This window comes from Rahnella perminowiae (assembly GCF_019049755.1).
Lineage (GTDB): Bacteria > Pseudomonadota > Gammaproteobacteria > Enterobacterales > Enterobacteriaceae > Rahnella > Rahnella perminowiae.
The window spans coordinates 1-21,381 of the sequence record NZ_JAFMOS010000644.1 but is presented as its reverse complement, the minus strand read 5'-3'; the positions used below and the strand labels follow the sequence as shown (position 1 = coordinate 21,381).

The window sequence follows — 21,381 nt, the reverse complement described above, 5'->3', positions numbered from 1 at the left end:
AAAGAAGCAAGGAGCACGATGAAAATCTTATTTACTTTCCCCGGACAAGGGCCGCAGGTGCCGCAGATGCTGCATCGCCTGCCGGATAATCCGCTCACGCATTCTCTTATCGAACAGGCAAGTCTCGCACTGGGTGAAGACGTCCTGTTGCTCGACAGCACCGATGCTTTGCGTTCCACCCGTGCGGTACAACTGTGCTTATTGATTGCCGGTGTGGTCTGGGCGAAACAATGTCAGGCCGAAGGGATTGAGGCGGATTTTTGCAGCGGGCTGTCGATTGGCGCGTTTCCAGCCGCAGTGATTGCCGGTGCGCTAGGCTTCGGTGATGCCGTCCGGCTGGTGGCATTGCGTGGTGAACTGATGCAGCAGGCTTATCCCCATGGCTTTGGTCTTTCAGCGATCACCGGCCTGCGTCAGGCGCAGATTGAGGAACTGGTGGCTCAGGTCAACAGCGCCACTTCGCCGGTGTATCTGGCAAATATTAATGCGGAAGATCAACTGGTGATTGCGGGCAGCGATGCCGCCATGGCACAGGTGATGCAGCTCGCCAAAACACGGGGCGCGCAGAAAACACATCAGCTGGCGGTCAGTGTGCCGTCACACTGTGCGCTGCTCGATGAGACTGCGACAAAACTGGCGGAGGCGTTTAAACAGATTCATCTTTCCCGTCCGGCCTGCGGTTATCTCAGCGGAACGACCGGACGTGTGTACTGGCAGCCGGAAAAAATCGCCGGCGATCTGGCAATGAACATGGCGCGTACCGTTAACTGGCGGGATGCCATGGTCGCTGCGTATCAGCGTGATGTGCGGCTGGCGATAGAAATGCCGCCGGGCTCGGTGCTGACCGGCCTGACACGCCGCGCGATGGAGCAGGGTGAAGCGCTGTCTGTCTGTCAGTCGGGCATGCAGGTTGCGGCACGTCTCGCAACACGGTTACGGGAAAACGAACGCTGAGTAAAGGCATGACAGGTTGGTGATGAAAACACATTGCATTGTTTGATTATTGTGCAACGTGCTATTGTCCAGCCACTCTGACCAGACGGTTTGAATCATCGATGAAATACGATTCAACAACATGATATGGAAAAAGGACAGTTTTACCCTTATGACGGTTCGAAAATGCGTTATGACGGCGTGAGCATTCCGGAATCAGCTATCTGGAGCCACCATCCTGATAAAACGCATTGGCCGCTTGTGCTGATTGCGCAAAACAGCGAGCGCTTGTCAGCGCTTTCTGCTCGTTAACGCATACATCCGGCTTTCAGCGGCGAGGGCGAGCAAATTCGGGTCGTGCTCGCGGCTGTGCGGGAAGACCAGCGAGATGGTCTGGCGCATCTGATAGGCTTCTGCCAGTGGCAGTAATCTCACCGTATTTTCATACACGCCTTTCATTCTGCCTGGAATGAGGGTGTAGCCAACCCCCGCCTGCACCAGACTCAGCATCGAGAAAATATCATTCACCCGCGTGACGATGTCCGGCTCGAAACCGGCGACCTGGAAGGCTTCCTGAAAGCCGTGATAGGTGGCGAACCCTTCGGCCAGCGACACGAATTTCTTCTGTCTGAAATCGCGTAAGTCTGCTGTGCCTTCTGAAGCCAGCTCAGCGCTGGCCGGGGCAGCGAGGAAAATATCGTCCTGAAACAGGGGCAACTGATCGTAACGCTGGGCATCAACGTTGGAATCACTGGTCGAAATCAGAATGGCATCCAGCTGACCGTCTTCCAGCTTGTGCAGTAAATCATTGTTGGACCCCATCACCAGCTCCAGTTCAAGCTCCGGACGGCGCAGTTTCAGCCCCATGATCAGACGCGGAATGGTTTCCAGTGTCAGTGAATATAACGTGCCGACTTTCAGCCGCTTATCGCCATAACCGGCGGCACGCCGGGTCGCCAGAATCCCGTGCTCCATTTGCTCAATGACCTGCGTCGCGTGCTCCAGCAGCGCTTCAGCGGCAGGCAGCGGCAGCAAATTGCGGCCACGATGGATAAACAGCGGGCAGCGCAAGCCTTCTTCCAGTGAATGCAGGGCGCGATGCACACTGACGCTGCTCAGACCGAGTTGTTCGGCAGCGCGGGTGATGTTTTGCTTTTCCATATAGGCGAGAAAAATTTCGAGTTTACGGAAGGTGATTTCACTGTCGATCATGCAGGCTCCTGCGGCGCGTTGTAGGCCGTTGCGGTCTGAAATGATAGCTGAATAGCCGCCGGGCGACTATTCAGGAAGGGCGGAAAGGCCGGTATCAGGGAATGAGGGTGTAAGAAATTGTCAGGCACTTCTTGCCGTCGGCGCAGCTTTTACAACTGCCGCTCAGGCAGTTGTCATCGGCTTCGATGACTTTTGCTTTGTGCATGGCGACCAGCCGTTCAAGCATCGCCTGCACCAGCGGCTGCGGGGCATTAAGCTGATGGCTGAGCTGGCGGGCATCTGCCCGTCCGGCCAGTGCGAGAGTGTCGCGAACCTGAATCAGACTGGTCATTTTATCTCCTAGTGACAGTCGCTGCCGGTAGCGGGTTTACAGCAGGCCGCCACATTGCGCGGATGCAGATGGATGCTGACCCGGCTGCGGGCTTTGCGCAGGGCGGTTAAAACGATGGCATTGAAAATCAGCACGCTCAGGATCATACCGGCGCTGTGTGCCGGATGACGGCTGAACGTCGCCGCCTGATAGAAAAGCGTGGCCAGCGAATACGCCACATTCAGTCCCCAGAAGATGGAGAACGTCATCCAGCTGCGGCTGGTTTCACGGGCAATCGCCCCCATCACCGAGACGCAAGGCACGTAAAGCAATACGAAGATCAGGTAGCTGTAAGCCGAAATCGCCGAGCCAAATTTGGTGCTCATTACGCCCATCGAGCTGACGCCCATTTCGCCGTCACCTTTGCTGGCTTCGATCGGGTTTGACAGCACGCTGATGCTGAAGGTGTCTTTCAGGCCCTGCCAGGTTGCTTTCACCGCACCGCCCAGTTCATCGAACAGATTGAAACTGGCCGCATCGAAACCTTCATGGGTGATGTGTTCGGCGGTGTAGAGCGTATTCAGCGTACCGACCACCACTTCTTTTGCCATGGCACCGGTCACCAGCCCCACGGTTGCCTGCCAGTTGTCAGGATGGACACCCATCGGTGAGAGCACCGGTGTCAGGACTTTACTGACTGACGCCAGCGCCGAGTCATTGATGTTATCCACCGCCTTGCCGCTGAACGAGAAGCTGTTCAGTGCACCGATGAAAACACTGGCGATGACAATCACTTTACCGGCCCGCAACACGAAACCTTTCAGACGCTGCCACGTTTGCAGCAGCAGGCTTTTCAGATGCGGAACGTGATACACCGGCAGTTCCATCACAAACGGTGAGGCTTCGCCGCGCATGATGGTGTATTTCAGCAGCAGGCCGGTCAGGATGGCGACCACGATGCCTAACAGATAGAGCGAGAACACTACGGATGCGCCGTCCTGTCCGAAAAAGGCCGCGGAGAACACCGCAAAAATCGCCAGACGTGCACCGCATGACATAAACGGCGCCATCATCACGGTGATCAGACGTTCACGCGGTGCATCCAGCGTGCGGGCGCCCATAATAGACGGCACGTTACAGCCGAAGCCAACAATGAGCGGTACGAAGGATTTGCCCGGCAGACCCAGTGACTGCATCAGTCTGTCCATGACGAACGCGGCACGCGCCATATAACCGGAGTCTTCAAGGAATGACAGAAACAGATACATCATGCCAATTTGAGGCACCAGCGGCAGCACGGTGTTGATACCGCCGCCTATCCCCTGCGCCAGAAAAATGGTCAGCCACTGCGGGAAATGTAGGGTAAAGCCTATCCACTGCATACCCTGAATGAAAATCGCAGCTGAGCCGATATCGAAAATAGGTTGCAGCGCGCCGCCGATGTTGATGGCCAGTACGAACATCAGATACATCACCAGCAGAAAAACCGGCACGCCCAGAAAGCGGTTGAGGATCACCCGATCGAGCACCTGCGTCAGTTTATTCGGTGCCGTGAGATGAGAATTGCTGACCTCCGCGCAGAGTGTCGCGATACTCTGATAACGCGCATCGGCAATCAGCAGCGCCGGGTCTTCCAGTTTTTGCTCAGCCAGCCGGGCTTTCACCTGCGGCAATAAAGCGTGCGCGTTGCCTGCGTGTGTCTGGCTATAAATATCCCCTTCAAGCATTTGCAGCGCCAGCCAGCGGCGTTGTTGTAGCGACATGTCTTGCGGCATGCCGGCGGCCAGCACATCGACTTCCTGTTGCAGCAGCGGATGATATTGCACACGCTCCAGCGCAGCCACCTGAGGCAATGCGTCGATGGCAACTTTCAGTTCCTGAATGCCACTGGCCCGGGTAGAGATCAGCGCCACCACCGGGCAACCCAGACGGGCAGACAGCGCAGGGATATCAATATTGATGTTCTGGATTTTGGCGATATCAAGCATGTTCAGCGCCACGATGCACGGTACGCCCAGCTCCAGCAGTTGCAGCGTCAGGTACAAGTTACGCTCGAGGTTTGAGGCATCCACGACGTTGATCATCAGATCCGCGTCGCCGCTAAGAATGTAATGGCAGGCAATTTGTTCATCGAGCGAGGTTTGCTCGGAAATGGTGGTCAGGGAGTAGGTACCGGGTAAATCCACCAGCGTAATCTGATGTTCTGCGGTGGCGAACTGACCTTCTTTGCGCTCGACAGTGACGCCTGCCCAGTTACCGACACGCTGACGGGAACCGGTTAACTGATTGAAAAGGGTGGTTTTACCTGAGTTCGGATTACCAATCAGGCCGATAGTTAATGGTTTCATACGTTAAAGTCTGCGTGTGAGAAAAGGTGAATATGCAAGCGCAAGGCCCGCCGCGAAAAATGTACTGTCACCGGCCTGACGGGGGATCAGGCCATCATCTCGAGCTGCAGCAGATCGAGATCTTTTCTGCGGACCACCAGGCTGGTACGGCGGGTTTCAATTTGTACCGGATCGCCCATCGGCGCCACGCGGATTATGTTGAAAAATGAACCCGGCAACATCCCGAGTGACAGCAGTTTCTGCCGGTAAGCCGGGCTGATTTCGTGTGAAAAGCCGGTAATTTTATAAGCACGTTTTGACTGAAGTTGCATAATTCCTCGCGAGGCGATCAGGCATTAATGGATGACGGCGTTTTAGTGATTTTGCGCCGTGCGTCCTTGCCCGGTGGTTCCACTGACTGGCGATTTATGTTGCTAAAAATATTGCTCTGAAATTGTCCCTGATGCGAAATGGCCAGCCTGAAACTGGCGGTGCACTGAATACACAAAGAAGTACAAATGAGAATAATTATCATAATTAGTACGCGTATGGAGACAAAAGAAAAGAGGTGGGCCTCTTCGCGGGTATCTCCACCGCGTCGCTATCCTATGCCTGCGGGATGTGCGTTTTATTGATTTACCTCAGTGATTGATTCATTAGGAGAGAGTTTAAAAAGTGTCGAAAAAAGAGGCGTAAAAAAAGCCGCTGATTATCAGCGGCTTTCACAGGGAGAGGAGCAAAAGGAAAATTACCGTTTTTTACTCAGTGCAGCTGCCAGCGCATCGGCCATCGCGTTGTTACCGGCAGGAGCCGCATTGCGCCCCGCCGGTTTGCCCGGTGAATGACGCTTCTGATTATCGCGGGAATCTGTCGCCGGTGCGGAAGGACGCCGTGCCGGTGCTTCGCCGGGCTGTTCGTCCAGTCGCATAGTCAGCGCGATACGTTTACGTTGCAGATCGACTTCCATCACTTTGACTTTCACGATGTCACCCGCCTTCACCACTGTGTGAGGATCTTCGACGAATTTGTTCGCAAGCGATGAGATGTGAACCAGACCGTCCTGATGGACGCCAATATCGACGAACGCACCAAAGTTGGTAACGTTAGTGACAGAACCTTCGAGGATCATACCCGGCATAAGATCGTTCATGGTTTCGACGCCATCGGCAAAGGTGGCGGTTTTGAACTCAGGACGCGGATCGTGCCCCGGTTTTTCCAGCTCTTTGATAATGTCGGTGACCGTTGGCACACCGAACTGCTCATCGGTGAATTCGCTGGCTTTCAGGCCGCGTAACACATTGGAATCACCCATCAGATCTTTCAGCGCCAGCTGTGTCGCTGCCAGAATGCGTTCCACGACCGGATAGGTTTCCGGGTGAACTGTCGAGGCGTCGAGCGGATTATCGCCGTGGTTGATGCGCAGGAAGCCCGCGCATTGTTCAAAGGCCTTTGGCCCCAGACGGCTGACTTTCAGCAACTGCCCGCGGTTACGGAACTGACCGTTTTCATCGCGCCAGCTGACAATATTCTGCGCCATCATGCGGGTCAGGCCCGCCACGCGGGTCAGCAGAGGAACGGAAGCGGTGTTGAGATCGACACCCACGGCGTTCACACAGTCCTCCACGACGGTATCGAGTTTTTTCGCCAGCTGGCTCTGGCTGACGTCGTGCTGATACTGACCGACACCGATGGATTTCGGGTCGATTTTTACCAGCTCCGCCAGCGGATCCTGCAAGCGACGTGCGATAGAGACGGCTCCGCGAATAGAAACGTCCAGATCCGGGAATTCCAGTGCCGCCAGTTCGGAAGCGGAATACACCGATGCACCGGCTTCGCTGACAATCACTTTCTGCGCTTTTACCGCCGGGAACTGTTTTTGCAGCTCGAGGAAGAAACGTTCCGTTTCCCGCGACGCGGTGCCGTTGCCGATCGCCACCAGTTCGACGTTGTGTTTGATGCACAACGCGGCAACCTGTTGCGCGGCTTTTGCCGCCTGACCGGTATGGGGATAAACGGTATCGATATCCACCAGTTTACCGGTGTTATCCACAACGGCGACTTTCACACCGGTACGTAAACCCGGATCAAGCCCCATGGTGGCGCGCATACCGGCCGGCGCGGCCATCAGCAAATCGTGCATATTACGGGCAAAAACGTTAATTGCTTCATCTTCTGCGCGTTCACGTACGGTGCCCATCAGTTCAGTTTCGAGATGCAGCAGGACTTTGATACGCCATGTCCAGTTGACCACGGCGCGACGCCAGACGTCAGCAGGCGCATTGTTCAGGCGCAAACCCAGATGGTCGATGATCAGTTGTTCGGCATAGCTTTCTTTTGGCGGTTCGTCATGCTGTGGATCGGCATTCAGCGCCAGCTGTAAAATACCTTCGTTGCGGCCACGGAACATCGCCAGCGCACGGTGCGAAGGTACCTGGGAAATCGGTTCGTGATGATCGAAGTAGTCGCGAAATTTCGCGCCTTCCTGCTCTTTGCCTTCCACCATCCGGGAGGTCAGATGGGCATTTTTCCACAAATAATCACGGACTTTTGCCAGCAGCGAGGCATCTTCTGCAAAGCGTTCCATTAAAATATAACGTGCGCCGTCAAGTGCGGCTTTGGCGTCCGCTACGCCTTTGTCTGCATCGACAAATTTTGCGGCAGCAGCGTCCGGCTCATTTTGCGGCGCGTTCCATAACAGTTCGGCCAGCGGTTCCAGTCCGGCTTCAATGGCGATTTGTCCGCGCGTGCGACGCTTTGGTTTAAACGGCAGGTAAAGGTCTTCCAGCTCGGTTTTGCTCAGCGTGGTATTGATGGCTTTCGCCAGATCGTCGCTGAGTTTTCCCTGCTCCTCAATGGATTTGAGAATGGTCTGGCGACGGTCTTCCAGCTCCCGCAGATAACCCAGACGGGTGTCCAACTGACGCAGTTGGGTATCATCCAACCCACCGGTGACTTCCTTACGATACCGTGCAATAAACGGCACGGTATTACCTTCATCCAGCAGACGCACCACGGAAGCAACCTGCTCCGGGCGAACCTGCAATTCACTTGCGATAATGCGGCTCAGTTGATCATTCATAGGTCTGGTATCAGTTTTTTCGTTTAAAAAAGCAGGGCACAGTTATACGGTTTGAAGACATAAAATGCCAGTCATCAGGCCATCCACCTGCGTGTTTTGGGAGTTAGCTGATCATTTCACGTATTCAATTTCATTGACGTACCAGGTTGCGTCGCCGACCGGCGTGGTCACCACCAGACTGTCGCCCACTTCTTTTTTCAGCAGGGCGCGCGCCATCGGCGAATCGATAGAAATGTAGTCTTTGCGGCCAAAAATTTCGTCATAGCCGACAATACGGAAGCGCTTGATGTCGCCGTCGTCGTTTTCCACCTCCACCCACGCGCCAAAGAACACTTTTCCGTCCTGCTGTGGTGAGTAATCGACGATGCGCAGTTGCTCCAGACATTTCGTCAGATAACGCACGCGGCGGTCGATTTCGCGCAGCCGCTTTTTATTGTACTGATAGTCAGCATTTTCGCTGCGATCGCCCAGACTCGCGGCCCAGGTGACTTTTTTGGTCACCTCCGGTCGCTCTTCGCGCCACAGGAAGTCCAGTTCAGTTTTGAGCTTGTCGTAGCCTTCACGGGTAATCAGTTTGGTTTTCATGTCACCTGTCGCTTTCCTCAACATTCTCCGGCTATTGTTTCATACAATGGCGCCGCTGGCAGCGCAGAAATCAGCCGGAAATTCTGCGTTACTGCTACGCTATATCTGATGGCTTTGCGGGCAAATAATCTTTATCCTGCGGCGCAATGCGTTGAATTTAATAACAGTCCTGATTCACATAAAAATATCACTTCTGGCGATAGTTCACAGGGATTAGAGGTACAGCAGCAAATGGATTTATTAAAATTCTTACTTCGTCTGCCTTTTATATTGATAAAAGGTTTTTTCCGCGTGCTGGCTTTTATATTGAGCCTGCTGGGGCGCGTCTTCAAACCGGTGGTCGGCAATATCGACTGGCGTGCGCCTGCCTGGTGGGCAGTCACTGCCGGCTGGCTTAAGCGCAGTGTTACGCGCATGGAAAATGGCGTAGATCACTACCCGAAAACCATCAGCCTGGCGATTCTTGTTTTGCTGTGCGCCGCAGGGGCGGGCGTTTACGGCTGGCACTGGTGGCTCAGCCGCCCGCAGCCGATCGACCCGGCCCCGAGGGTGTATCAGGACACCAGCGTGCGTGTCAGCGGACCTGAAGTTGTGAATTACGCCGCGCAAAAACCTGCATCACAGCAGGTGATTTTCAATTTCCGCCATTCTGCCGCGCCCGTAACTGATGTTGGCAAAGTGGTTGAAAAAGGGATTTCCCTGAAACCTGCCGCCGAAGGTGAATGGAAATGGGTGAGCGGCTATACGCTGGTTTTCATCCCTAAAAATCCGCTGCCGATGGGCAGAAAATATGACGTGAATTTTACGCCTGATGTCCTGCTTGCGCCGCAAATCAAGCTGGCGAAAACCCGTTATGAATTCACCGCCCCTGCGTTCGATTATCAGCTGGGGCAGGCTGAGTACTATCAGGATCCCCAGGACCCGCAAAAACGCAGCGCGATTTTTAACGTTAAATTCAATGCACCGGTGGATGTTGCCAGTTTCGAAAAACAGATTTCGCTTGGCCTGACCGAAGGTAAAGCGAAAACTGAGTCGAAACTCAATTACTCTGTGGTCTATGACCAGAAAAAACTCAACGCCTGGATACATTCCGAGCCGCTGAAACCGCTCGATCACGGCGGTTCGGTGCGTGTCACCCTTGGCGAAGGCATTACATCGACCGTGCCGTCGAATGCGACTGCGCAGACTAAAAATGCCGTGGTGTCTGTGCCGACGCTTTACAGCCTGGCGGTGAATGAAGCCAGTGCGCAGGTGGTGGATGCCGATGGGGCGAAAGGTCAGCGGGCGCTGATCGTCGGTTTCAGCGACGCGGTGAAAGATAAAGATATCCGCCAGGCAGTCAAAGTCTGGCTATTGCCACAGCACAATCCAAATGATCAGGACGAGGCCAAAGGCCCGGATGATTATGCCAGCTGGGCCGTTGACAGCGTCGAAAACAATGTACTCGCGCAGTCCACGCCGCTGAATATCCAGCTTAATGATGCGGAAAGCGATTATCAGCCGCAGTTCAGCTTCCGCTTCGATGCGCCTGCCCGCCGCGCCATGCTGGTGGAAATTGACAATATTCTGACCTCTTCCGGTGGCTACAAAATGCCGGAAAAAGTGTACCGCATCGTCGCGGTTCCGGATTATCCGAAATCCCTGCAATTTATGTCGCAGGGCTCGCTGTTATCGGTCAGCGGTGACAAACAAATCAGCGTGGCGGCACGCAACGTGCCGGGCCTGCGTCTGGACATAAAACGGGTGATCCCAAGCCAGCTGCAACACATTGTGTCATTCAAAAGCCGTGAGTATTCATCGGCGGAATTTAACCGCCTGAATGACGAATATTTTACCGAGCACTTCACCTATCAGACGGCGGTCAATAACGACAAACCGGGCGACGTGAATTATCAGGGCGTCGATCTTTCGCGTTACCTCTCCACTGATCCGGCGTCACATCGTGGCGTATTCCTGCTGACGCTGTCGGAATGGGATCCGAAGAAGAAAGAAAATAAACCGGAAACCGATGACGACGGCAATGTCTATCAGGACGATGGGCAGGGCGAAGAAGAAGCACCGGTCGGCGACTCACGTTTTGTTGTCGTCACCGATTTGGGGATTATTGCCAAGCGTTCACAGGATAAAACACGTGATGTGTTTGTGCAGTCGATCCACAGCGGTGCGCCGGTGGCGAACGCGAAAGTTTCCGTGATTGCCAAAAACGGCATTACCCTGCTGACGCAAACCACCGGTGCTGACGGTCATGTGCGCTTCCCTGCGCTGGATGTTTATACCCTTGAACGCCAGCCGGTGATGTTCCTGGTGGAAAAGGAGGGCGATGTCTCCTTCCTGCCGGCGGACCGGAATAACGATCGCGGTCTCGACTTCTCCCGTTTTGATGTCGATGGCGAAATCACGCCGAACGACCCGCGCACGCTGAGCAGCTATCTGTTCTCTGATCGCGGCGTTTATCGTCCGGGGGACACCTTCAATATCGGACTGATTACCCGCGCCGCCGACTGGAGCAACGGTCTGGCGGGTGTGCCGGTGCGGGCTGAAATTCACGATCCGCGCGACAAGCTGATGAGCACTATTCCGCTGACGCTCGGTGCCAGCGGTTTCAATGAGCTGAGTTATACCACTGACGATAATTCACCAACCGGTGAATGGAACATCTATTTGTATCTGATTGGCAAAGACAATGCCTCTTCCACTTTGCTGGGCCATACCTCGGTCAACGTCAAAGAGTTCGAGCCGGATCAACTGAAGGTGAAACTGCAACTGACGCCGGACCGCAGGCAGGGCTGGGTGAAACCGTCAGAATTGCAGGCCAGTATCGACGTACAGAACCTGTTCGGTACGCCCGCGCAGGACAGGCGTGTGACCTCCAGACTGACGCTGCGCCCGATGTATCCAAGCTTCGATCAATTCCCGGATTACGCTTTTTACGAGAACCGTCAGAACAGCGACGGTTTTGAAACCGAGCTGGAAGACCGCAAGACCGACGAAAATGGCGCGGCGAATATCCCGCTGGATCTGAAATCTTATGCTGACGCGACGTACCAGCTGCAACTGCTGTCCGAGGCGTTTGTGGCCGGTGGTGGCCGTTCCGTGGCTGCGACGGCGCGGGTGCTGGTATCGCCATATGACTCTCTGATCGGCGTAAAAGCCGACGGTGATTTAGGCTATATAAACCGCGATGCCGCACGATATCTGAACGTTATTGCGATCGACCCGTCGCTAAAACAGATTGCGCTGCCGGACCTGAAAGTTGCGCTGATTGAACAGAAATACATTTCAGTGCTGACCAAACAGGATTCCGGCGTTTACAAATATCAGTCGAAAATGAAGGAAGTGCCGTTGTCGGAACAACCGCTTTCGCTGACGGCGCAGGGCAACAACCTGACGCTGGCGACGGATAAACCGGGCGATTTCGTGCTGGTCATTGAAGATGCGAAAGGCAATGTGCTGAACCGCATTGGCTATACCGTGGCCGGTAACGCCAATCTCAGCCGTTCGCTGGACAGAAATGCTGAACTGAAGCTGAAACTCAATCAGGCGGAATATCAGCCAGGTGAGGAAATCGAGGTATCCGTTAACGCGCCGTACACCGGCAGCGGGCTGATCACTATTGAGAAAGATAAAGTGTACAGCTGGCAGTGGTTCCATACCGACACCACCAGTTCGGTGCAGAAAATTCGCGTACCGGCGGGAATGGAAGGCAACGGTTACATTAACGTGCAGTTCGTGCGTGATGTGAATTCCAATGAAATCTTCATGAGTCCGCTGAGCTACGGGGTGATGCCGTTCAAAATCAGCACCAAAGCACGGCAGAACAGTCTTGAAGTCAACGCGCCTGAAGTGATTAAACCCGGCGAAAATCTGGTCATGACGGTGAAAACCGAGGGGCCGCAACAGGTGGCGCTGTTTGCTGTGGATGAAGGTATCTTGCAGGTGGCGCGTTATCGCCTGAAAGATCCCCTGGAGTATTTCTTCCGTAAACGCGAACTGGGTGTGGAAAGCGCGCAGATTCTGGATCTTATCCTGCCGGAATTCAGCAAGCTGATGCAGCTGGCCGCCGCGCCGGGCGGCGATGCCGGTGAAGGGCTGGATCTGAACGTCAATCCGTTCAAACGTAAGCGCGATAAGCCTGTTGCGTACTGGTCGGGTATTACCGACGTGAACGGTGAGAAGCAGTTTAATTATCCGGTGCCGGATTACTTTAACGGTAAAATCCGCGTGATGGCGATTTCCGTCACGCCGGACAAAATAGGGAAAGCGCAGACCTCGGCGACCGTGCGCGACAACTTCATCATGACGCCAAACGTGCCGTCGATGGTGGCACCGGGCGATGAGTTTGATGTCAGCGTGGGGGTCAGCAATAACCTCGAAGGGCTGAACGGCAAAAGCATCCCGGTTGCGATTCACCTGACCGTACCGCCGCAGCTTGAAGTGGTGGGTAACGCCGATCAAAACGTGTCACTGGCAGAAAAACGCGAAGGCGTGGTTAACTTCCGCCTGCGCGCCAAAGCGTTGCCGGGCGATGCACCGCTGGTGTTTGTCGCGAAGTATGCAGATAAAACCAGCCGCCGGACGATCAGTACGTCGGTGCGCCCGGCGATGCCGTTCCGCACGCAGTCGGTGATGGGGCGTATGAGCGGCAGCAGTCAGAACGTCGATAACCTGCGCCAGATGTTTGATGCTTATGCGGTGCGCACGGCAGCGGTATCCAACTCGCCGTTAGTGCTGACCCGCGGCTTATCCCAATATCTGGCGGATTATCCGTATTACTGTTCTGAGCAGATTGTCAGCCGCTCCGTGCCGTTGATCCTCGAAACAATGCATCCGGAAATGCGCGGCAATCTCAGTCCGGCGGACAGCAGCAAGCAACTGAAAGACATGATGGCGGTGCTGCGTTCACGTCAGAACGACAGCGGCGCAATTGGCCTGTGGCGTTCATCGCCGCAAACCGATCCGTTTGTCACACCGTACGTGGTGCAATATTTGCTGGAAGCCAAAGCGGCGGGCATCGCGTTGCCTGCCGGTATGCTGGAAGAGGCCAATTCGGCGCTGCGCGAACTGGCAGCCAATCAGAACGATGATTTGTATACCCTGCGTCTGCGGGCATGGGCGGTATATCTGCTAACCCGTCAGGGTGAAATCACCACCAGTTTACTGGCCTCGGTGCAGGACACATTACAGCAGCGTTATCCACAGATCTGGGAAACCGATCTGAGCGCGATGTATCTGGCGTCGTCATACCGTTTGCTGAAAATGGATGATGAGGCGAATACGTTGTTACAGCCAACCTGGAAGCAACTGAGCAAGGCGTATGACACAGCCTGGTGGACGCAAAGTTATTTTGATCCGCTGGTGCAGGACGCGACGCGGCTGTATCTGATCACCCGTCACTTCCCGGAAAAAGTGTCGGCCATTCCGCCGCAGGTACTGGAAAATATGGTTAAAGCGCTGAAAGAAGAGCGCTATACGACGTATTCCTCGGCGATGAGCATTCTGGCGCTGGAGAGTTATTCCACACAGGTGGCAGCGCAGGCGACAGTGCCGGATGCGCTGAAAATCACGCAGATCAGCAAAACGAAAAACGTCGAACCGCGACTGATTTCTCAGGTTCAGGGGCTGTTTGCGAAAGCGAATTTCACTGCTGACGCGCAGGCTATCCGGGTAGAAAACAGCAACAATGCGCCCGCCTGGTATGTGGTGACGCAGGCGGGCTACGATCTGGCCGCGCCGGAGAAAGCCATTTCCCGTGGTCTGGAAATCACCCGCGATTACACCGATGAGCAGGGTAAGCCGGTGACGCAGATTACGCTGGGGCAGAAGATCAATGTACATCTGAAAGTTCGCGCTAATTCGCAGGAAGGACAAAGTAATCTGGCGATTGTTGATTTGCTGCCGGGTGGTTTTGAAGTGGTGCAGCAAACACCACCGGAGCCGGAATCTGACAGTGATGAGGAAAACAGTGGCGCAGAGGCTTCTACGTCCTGGCAGTCACCACTGGCGGCATCGGGTTCGACATGGGCACCGGATTACAGCGATATTCGTGAAGATCGCGTGGTGATTTATGGCAGCGCCAGTACCGATGTGCAGGAGTTTGTGTATCAGATTAAAGCCACCAATACCGGCAGCTTCCTCATTCCGCCAGCCTACGGTGAGGCGATGTACAATCGTGATGTTCAGGCTTTGTCCGTCAGTGATAAAAAACTGGTGGTCGTGCCGGCGGATGGCACAGCAGTGGCTGAAAAATAACAAAACGCAGAGCCCCGTCGTTTACGGCGGGGCGTAACCTGTTCTGAGTAGCAAGATGATCACCTTTCCCGCATTTTCCAAAACAGCCAAACGTCAGTTGCAAAACATAGCAATGGCGGTTTTTTTACTGGTGCTGATTATGGTGGCGTGTCGCCTCTGGCCGCATCCGCCTCTTTCGCAAGGGCAACCTTTTTCCACCGTTTACTATGACCGGCAGGGCACGCTGATGCGTATCACGCTGGCGAACGATGATCGCTACCGGCTGTGGACGCCGCTGGAACAGGTGTCTCCGCTGGCGGTGAAAAGCTTGTTGCTGCACGAAGATCGCGGGTTCTATTATAACCCCGGTTTCAATCCGTTCAGCCTGATGCGGGGTTTCTGGCGCAGCTATATCGCTGGCGAAAAGATGCAGGGCGGCTCGACCATCACAATGCAACTCGCGCGAATGCGCTGGCATCTGAATACCCGCACGCCATCCGGTAAATTCATGCAGGTGTTGCGTGCTGTGCAACTGGAGCTGAGTTATTCCAAACATGACATTCTTGAAGCCTATCTGAACAACGCGCCGTACGGACGAAATATTGAAAGTATTGGCGCGGCCAGCCTGATCTATTTTAACAAAGCCCCGAAAGACCTGACGTTACCGGAAGCCATGACGCTGGCAGTTTTGCCGCAATCGCCGAGCAACCGTATCGACCCTAAAACCGGTGTTGTCGGTGCGGCGCTGACGCAGGCACGTAATCGGCTTTTCCTGCGCTGGCAGGCGCATTATGCGACAGACAGCAGCCAGCTTTCATTATTCCGATTGCCGTTGGCCATGCGCCAGCCCGAGCGGATGCCATACATTGCCCCGCATTTCATTGAACAGTTACGTCAGCAAAACCCGCAGGTTATCCGCACGGATACCCGAATTGATACTACCCTGGATGCGGGTTTGCAGCGGCTGACCGAGCGTCAGGTCAATGCATTTATCACCCGCAATACAAACCGTGGTATTCACAATGCCGCCGTTTTACTGGTCGACACCCGTGATATGGGTGTGCGTGCGCTGGTTGGGTCTGCGGATTATTACAATCGTGCGATTCAGGGGCAGGTAAATGGCACCAATGCCAAACGCTCGCCGGGATCGGCGCTCAAGCCCTTCATTTATGCGCTGGGCATGGAACAGGGTGTCCTGCACCCGATGACTATCCTGAAGGATGTGCCTTCCGCGTTTGGTGCCTACGCGCCGGAGAACTTTGATCGCCGCTTTCTCGGTCCGGTGACCGCAACTGATGCACTGAATTTCAGTCGCAATATTCCTGCCGTCTATGTCGCGTCACAGCTTCGCCAGCCAACGTTCTATCAGTTCCTGCGTCTGTCCGGCATCGCCAATATGTCCGGCGAAAATCACTACGGTTTGTCGCTGGTGCTGGGCGGCGGGGAGGTGACGATGCAGGAACTGGCAAAACTGTATGCCCTGCTGGCGAACCGGGGTGTGTTGCAACCACTGCGGATGCAAAAGTCCGATCCACGCCAGACGGTGCCAGTGCGTTTGCTGAGTGAGGAAGCCAGTTTTATGACACTCGACATGCTGCGCCAGCACCGCCGACCTGGCGATACGCTGGCACAGGCACCGTCTTCGCTGCCGGTTTATTGGAAGACCGGCACCTCCTGGGGCTTTCGTGATGCCTGGAGCGTGGGGGGTTTCGGGCCTTATGTGTTAGTCGTATGGGAAGGGAATTTTGACAGTAAAGGCAACAACGTGTTTGTCGGCGCAGAGGCGGCGGCGCCGTTATTTTTCAATATTATCGACAACATTAACGCCAGTTATTCTGATTTGCAGGAGCCTGAACGCCCGTTTCCGAAGCGGCTGAAGCGGGTTGATATTTGCCTCGCCAGTGGTGATTTACCAACCCCGTGGTGCCAGCAAAAAGGGAAAACCTGGTTTATTCCGGGCAAGTCGCCGATCAAAGTTGATACGGTTTACCGGCCGGTACGTCTCGATAAACTCACCGGTGAGGTGGCCTGCCCACCTTATGAGGAAGACGAAACCCGTACGGAAGTGTTTGAGTTCTGGCCATCGGATCTGGCGAATGTGTTTGCACAGGCAGGCCTGCCAAAACGCAAACCCCCGGCCAATCACTGCAAAGATGAGGGGGTGGATGTCAGCGGTAATCCTCCGCGCATCACATCACCACTGAAAAATACCACTTACACGCTGCGGCAGTCACTGCAAGGTCGTGACCGGATTGCCTTTAATGCGGTCACGGATGCGGACAGTAAAACGGTGTATTGGTTTGTCGATGACATCTACCTCGGCAGCTCTGCCAGCAAATCTGCTATCAACTGGCGGCCCATCAATAACGGCCAGTACCGTATCCGTGCGGTCGACGATCATGGAAGGGCGGACAGCCGGTTAGTGAATATAGAGATTGTGAACTGAAGAAGGATGCTCTGAAGAGAACAGGCAGCATCAAGGCTGCCTTTTTAGCACTTATTTAATATCAATTTTCAGGGTCGCGACCCCGCTGAATTCACCGGTTTCCAACTTACCGCCGACCAGATTGATGGGGTAGGCACTCAGGGTTATCTGCCCCTCACCGTTCTGATTCATAGGCAGTATGCCGTTTCTGAACGGGATAGATATTCCGCCACTATCTAAAACAGTGATGCCAATATCGGCCACATTATCCTTAGCACGGCGTCTGCCCACCAGATAGTACTGATCAACCACATCTTCTGCTTCGAGCGTCATGGTTAATTTGTTGCCGGAAGGAATGACCGGAAGACCATTTTGCGTACAGTCGTAAACGATATCGAATGTATTAGGTCGGAAATTCTCCGGTGGTTGTTTGAGCCGGGTAAATGTGGCCGCGCTAATGGTGCCAAAATCTACTGATATAATTTCACCTTTATTGATCTCGCAACTTTGAGGAACCGTAATGGTACCGCCGATATAAACAATGGCGACCGGAACAGTCGATTTTGTGCTGTATGAGGATGATGTTGCAGACGTTGCATAGATTTCAGCTACCGCAGTACGCGGGATTTCCAGCTGACCCACAAAGGGTTTTGTGACGTAGAACGACAGGCTGCCTTCCGAGCCAGTGGTCAAGGTGTCCTGTGTACTTTGCTGTGGGCAAATTCCCGTTCCGTCCTTATCCCAGTGTCGTGTGGCATCACTGATTTTACTCGCCGGAACAATCACTGGCTCTGACGTTTTAGGAATAGCGATACGTGTCATCACATCCAGATGATCATTAATTTTATAATAATTGTTTGTATGTCCGGCCGGTAAAGAGGATTTCAGGGCATAAAGGATCAGTATGGCATCGGTACTCACATCGGCATCTGAGCAATTACACATTATCTGGTAACCCTGATGACTTGCATTAAATGCACGTTCATAGGACTTACCCACGGTATTCTCTTCTGCTTTCATGTCTTCATTGAGCGAATTGTCATAAGACAGCGCGCTGCCCGTGCTGGGCTCGCAGGCTTCCGACCCTGCCAGGGCTGAAGAGGAATACGTACCTGACAATGCTAATACCAGCGCGAGGAGGGTGATCCTCTGCTTCCCTTTGTTTATCTTCATCTTCATCCTTAAATGCACTGAGCCGTGAGAGTCTGCACAGACTTCCCGGATGTTTTCACTTTGATATTCGCACGACATTGTTGGCTTGCTGCAAATCCCCATTTCACATGCAGCACGGTCATTTTTTCCGGGGTGAGCCCTGTCAGATACAAGATACCGCCATCATCAACAATATTTTCCAGCGTCTGATCTTCACTTACCGCAACGGCTCCAAAGGGGACGGGTTTATTACCGGGTTGAACCAGTTTGATTAATGCTCTTACGCCGATATGCGCATCGAAGTGAGCCGTGACCATGGCGCCTTTATTAGGAATCACTATTTCTGAATTATTTTTGACATCAACATCTTCCGGTAAAGTCGTGGTATCGATAGAAATACGATTTTCGCTATAAGGCGTCAGATAAGGGACGATCGCATAACCACGCCAGTCTGTTTTCAACCCCGGGATGTTTTGTATCCGCGCACCACTGGCCCCGTTTGCATCTATCAGGGCGAAAGAATTACTGAGAGGCTGAGATAAGGTAATACCGTGCGAATGGGCTACAAGGCCACCCGACATGCCATAGCTGGTTTGCCGGGTAACATCGTCATAGTTATAACCTGCATTGAGTGTACCGAAAGCCGCACGGTATGAAGAATAAAGACTGCTGCTGTTGCCGCCTCCGTGATCCGTGTGGCTTTGCTGCAAGTTGTAGCTTAGCCGATTGTCATCTAATGCTGTTCCGCTTAATCCGACCTGCTGACGGGTATCACCGCCTTTTTGCTGCGTCGCGTTATAGGATGCCCAGCTGTTTGGCAGCCAGCGACTTAACGGAATACGGACATTCAGCGCGAACTGCTGATCACTGTCTTCATCTTCCAGACGGCTGTAGATGTACGTCAGGTTATAATTGATTCCGTAGAGGCTGAAGTTAAGCCCCAGTGCGAGATTTTTCTCTGTGTCACTTCTCTGCCAGTAATCCTGCTGGTAAGCCGAAAGATACATGCTCGTGCCTTCCCATAATCCCTGGTTAACACTCACCTGAAATTTGCTGCGCTTATGACCGTCCAGAGAAGAGGATTCGTTGTCGTCCTGGTGTTCATTCGCTTCATCGAAGTCATAGAAACCTGCCGTTGAATAACGATACCCAGCCAATGTCACGTTGGTTTCCGTGGCTTCGATATTTTTGGAATACTGTATTCGATAAGATTGCCCGGTATGACGTTGATCGTTATCCAAAGTCGTTTGGGCATAAGTCATGTCTAAAGAGACTGAACCTAATGAATGAAGGCTAAAACCTGTGCCAGCAATTCCGGCCAAATAATCGGTTGAAAGCAGGGTGCCGGTGTATAAAGTGATATCGTTAGTCACCCCATAAATTGCGGTGGCCTGTGCGAACTCAGGTTCGCGGTCATTTTTATCTGCCGCACGGTACCTGGCCAGAGTCGCGCTGTATTTTAACCGCCCCGGACGCTGCATAACCGGTACGGCAGCAAAAGGTTGATTGAAACGTCGCTCAGTCCCGTCGGCTTCTTTAACTGTAACTTCTAAATCTCCGCTATAGGCCGTGGGATACAAATCTGTTATTTCAAAAGCACCTGGCGCGACATAACTTTGATAAATGATGTAGCCATTTTGTCTAATGGTAACTTCAGCATTGGAGTTAGCGATCCCCCTGATCGTGGGCGCAAATCCTTTCAGGCTGTTGGGCAGCATGTTGTCGTCTGAGGACAATTGAATACCGGTAAATTGCTGGCTGGGGAAAATATCTCCAGGTGTGGAGCTTTCTCCGATAATCATTTTAGATTTAAGAAATTTGATATCCCGCTCAACGTTTGTGGAGATGACATCCCATGAGTTCTCTCCCTCGTTACTGCTGTAAGTGGTGTAGTTACGAAAACGCCAGGGGCCTGCATTAAATCCATTCTGAAGATTCAAATATTGGCTGGAATCACCACCGCCATTCCTGTTCTCGCGCTTTGCGCCCGAAAAAGTGTAGTTGGAAAACAAGACCGGAACGCCGTCATCCCATCTGGCAGGATCAACAAAATCCTTCGCCCGGTTGTTCATCGCGGCCTGAGGAATACTGATATCGAGTTTCATCAGGTTGAAATCAAGTTTTGCATCCGCAGCAGGAATATAGACGGAGAGATGCTGCAAAGGGGCATTATGTTCATGCGCGACTAATACAGGAAAAGCATCAACATTCACGTTTAACGCACGCAGTAAATCCGGGGTGATTTGCGGAACAAGCGAACCATCGGCTGCCTGATCGTAACGTATCTGCTGCTGCAGGATTTTTTTCTGATTAACGTAAATCGTGGTGTCATAAGTCCCGGCTATTTGGGCTTTATCACTGAGGGTGAAGATCGACAAATCCACGGGTCCGGTTTCAGGACCGGAGTGCTCCATTAATCTCGGGTCAAAATAGACTTCACCAGATGTTTCTGCATGTGCCTGACAAGTCAGCGCAATGTGCACCAGCATACTCACAATGCACAGTTTAAAAAGAATACGCCGGCAAGAAGAGACGGCGTGTGCCTGCTGGCGTATTGCACGATGATTGTCATCAAACGATATCGTCATAGAATCTCTTATGGAAAACGTAATGTTGGTTGCCAAAAAATGGGGAATTACAGAGTGCGTTCTTCAAAAGCAGAACTGCCGCCAAAGTCATTGATGGCTCCCCAGCGGATGATATTTCCAGAAATATCGGGGGGCAGTTTCACCGTTATCTGAGCTCCGGGCGCAATCATGTCAGTATCTTTCAACGGCGTATTTCCCAGCTTAAGTGAACTAAAAACGACGTAATAAGGAGACGGGTTGGTAATTCGGAGCTCGTTATGGTCCCGGAAAAACGTCAGTGATTTGTAAGCTTCAGCGCTACGACCCGACAGATTTTGTGGTCGGTAAAAAAGTTTGATGCGGCTTTTAAACACCAACTTAAGTTCATTTGTATTATTTTTGGGAGAAGAGGGAATTGCCCGAACATTTATATAGAATATGGATTCTTTATCGGATGGTAATTCACTGCCCGTATACGAAATACGAAGAGTATTTTCTTGTTTTGCATTTAGTCTGAACAATGGCGGCGTGACAACAAAAGGCCCTCGACTTTTCCCATCCCC

12 protein-coding genes are annotated in these 21,381 nt (G+C 53.2%); 3 read left to right on the top strand and 9 right to left on the bottom strand.

The genetic code is table 11. The annotated features are described in order from the left end of the window. The first annotated feature begins 18 nt into the window (after nt 1-18). Complete coding sequence (gene mdcH / locus J1785_RS25845; RefSeq protein WP_217221017.1) at nt 19-954, top strand: malonate decarboxylase subunit epsilon; 936 nt, start codon at nt 19-21, stop codon at nt 952-954. Between the two features lie 270 nt (nt 955-1,224). Here mdcH and J1785_RS25840 read toward each other — a convergent pair whose 3' ends face one another. The 6 genes from J1785_RS25840 to greB all read right to left on the bottom strand — a co-directional run bounded on the left by J1785_RS25840 (nt 1,225) and on the right by greB (nt 8,446). Next, complete coding sequence (locus J1785_RS25840) at nt 1,225-2,145, bottom strand: LysR family transcriptional regulator (protein WP_129953811.1); 921 nt, start codon at nt 2,143-2,145, stop codon at nt 1,225-1,227. 94 nt (nt 2,146-2,239) lie between these two features. Further along, nucleotides 2,240-2,476 carry a FeoC-like transcriptional regulator gene (locus tag J1785_RS25835; RefSeq protein ID WP_129953810.1) on the bottom strand — a complete coding sequence of 79 codons (237 nt, stop codon included), beginning with the start codon at nt 2,474-2,476 and terminating at the stop codon, nt 2,240-2,242. Between the two features lie 8 nt (nt 2,477-2,484). Continuing rightward, nucleotides 2,485-4,803: a Fe(2+) transporter permease subunit FeoB gene (gene feoB / locus J1785_RS25830; RefSeq protein ID WP_217221016.1), complete on the bottom strand. Its 2,319-nt coding sequence runs from the start codon at nt 4,801-4,803 to the stop codon at nt 2,485-2,487. Between the two features lie 86 nt (nt 4,804-4,889). After that, nucleotides 4,890-5,114, bottom strand: coding sequence for a ferrous iron transporter A (feoA, locus tag J1785_RS25825; RefSeq protein ID WP_013573590.1), 225 nt, complete (start codon nt 5,112-5,114; stop codon nt 4,890-4,892). 416 nt (nt 5,115-5,530) lie between these two features. Continuing rightward, the gene (locus J1785_RS25820; RefSeq protein ID WP_129953808.1) at nt 5,531-7,861 is read right to left on the bottom strand and encodes a Tex family protein; all 2,331 of its coding nucleotides are present in this window, start codon (nt 7,859-7,861) and stop codon (nt 5,531-5,533) included. 111 nt (nt 7,862-7,972) lie between these two features. Further along, nucleotides 7,973-8,446, bottom strand: a complete 474-nt coding sequence (gene greB, locus J1785_RS25815; protein WP_129953807.1) for a transcription elongation factor GreB — start codon at nt 8,444-8,446, stop codon at nt 7,973-7,975. 231 nt (nt 8,447-8,677) lie between these two features. Here greB and J1785_RS25810 point away from each other — a divergent pair, with 231 nt between their 5' ends. Then, the gene (locus J1785_RS25810) at nt 8,678-14,695 is read left to right on the top strand and encodes an alpha-2-macroglobulin family protein (RefSeq protein ID WP_217221015.1); all 6,018 of its coding nucleotides are present in this window, start codon (nt 8,678-8,680) and stop codon (nt 14,693-14,695) included. Between the two features lie 55 nt (nt 14,696-14,750). Then, complete coding sequence (gene pbpC, locus J1785_RS25805) at nt 14,751-17,120, top strand: penicillin-binding protein 1C (RefSeq protein ID WP_238483389.1); 2,370 nt, start codon at nt 14,751-14,753, stop codon at nt 17,118-17,120. Nucleotides 17,121-17,171: 51 nt separating this feature from the next. On the opposite strand, the gene J1785_RS25800 is transcribed toward pbpC, so the two are convergent. The 3 genes from J1785_RS25800 to J1785_RS25790 all read right to left on the bottom strand — a co-directional run. Beyond that, nucleotides 17,172-18,272 (bottom strand): fimbrial protein, encoded by a 1,101-nt coding sequence (locus J1785_RS25800; protein ID WP_217221014.1) that lies wholly within the window; start codon nt 18,270-18,272, stop codon nt 17,172-17,174. Between the two features lie 8 nt (nt 18,273-18,280). Next, the gene (locus J1785_RS25795) at nt 18,281-20,740 is read right to left on the bottom strand and encodes a fimbria/pilus outer membrane usher protein (protein WP_217221013.1); all 2,460 of its coding nucleotides are present in this window, start codon (nt 20,738-20,740) and stop codon (nt 18,281-18,283) included. Between the two features lie 146 nt (nt 20,741-20,886). Next, nucleotides 20,887-21,381 (bottom strand): fimbrial biogenesis chaperone (locus J1785_RS25790; RefSeq protein ID WP_217221012.1); only part of this gene is annotated, 495 nt, incomplete at its 5' end.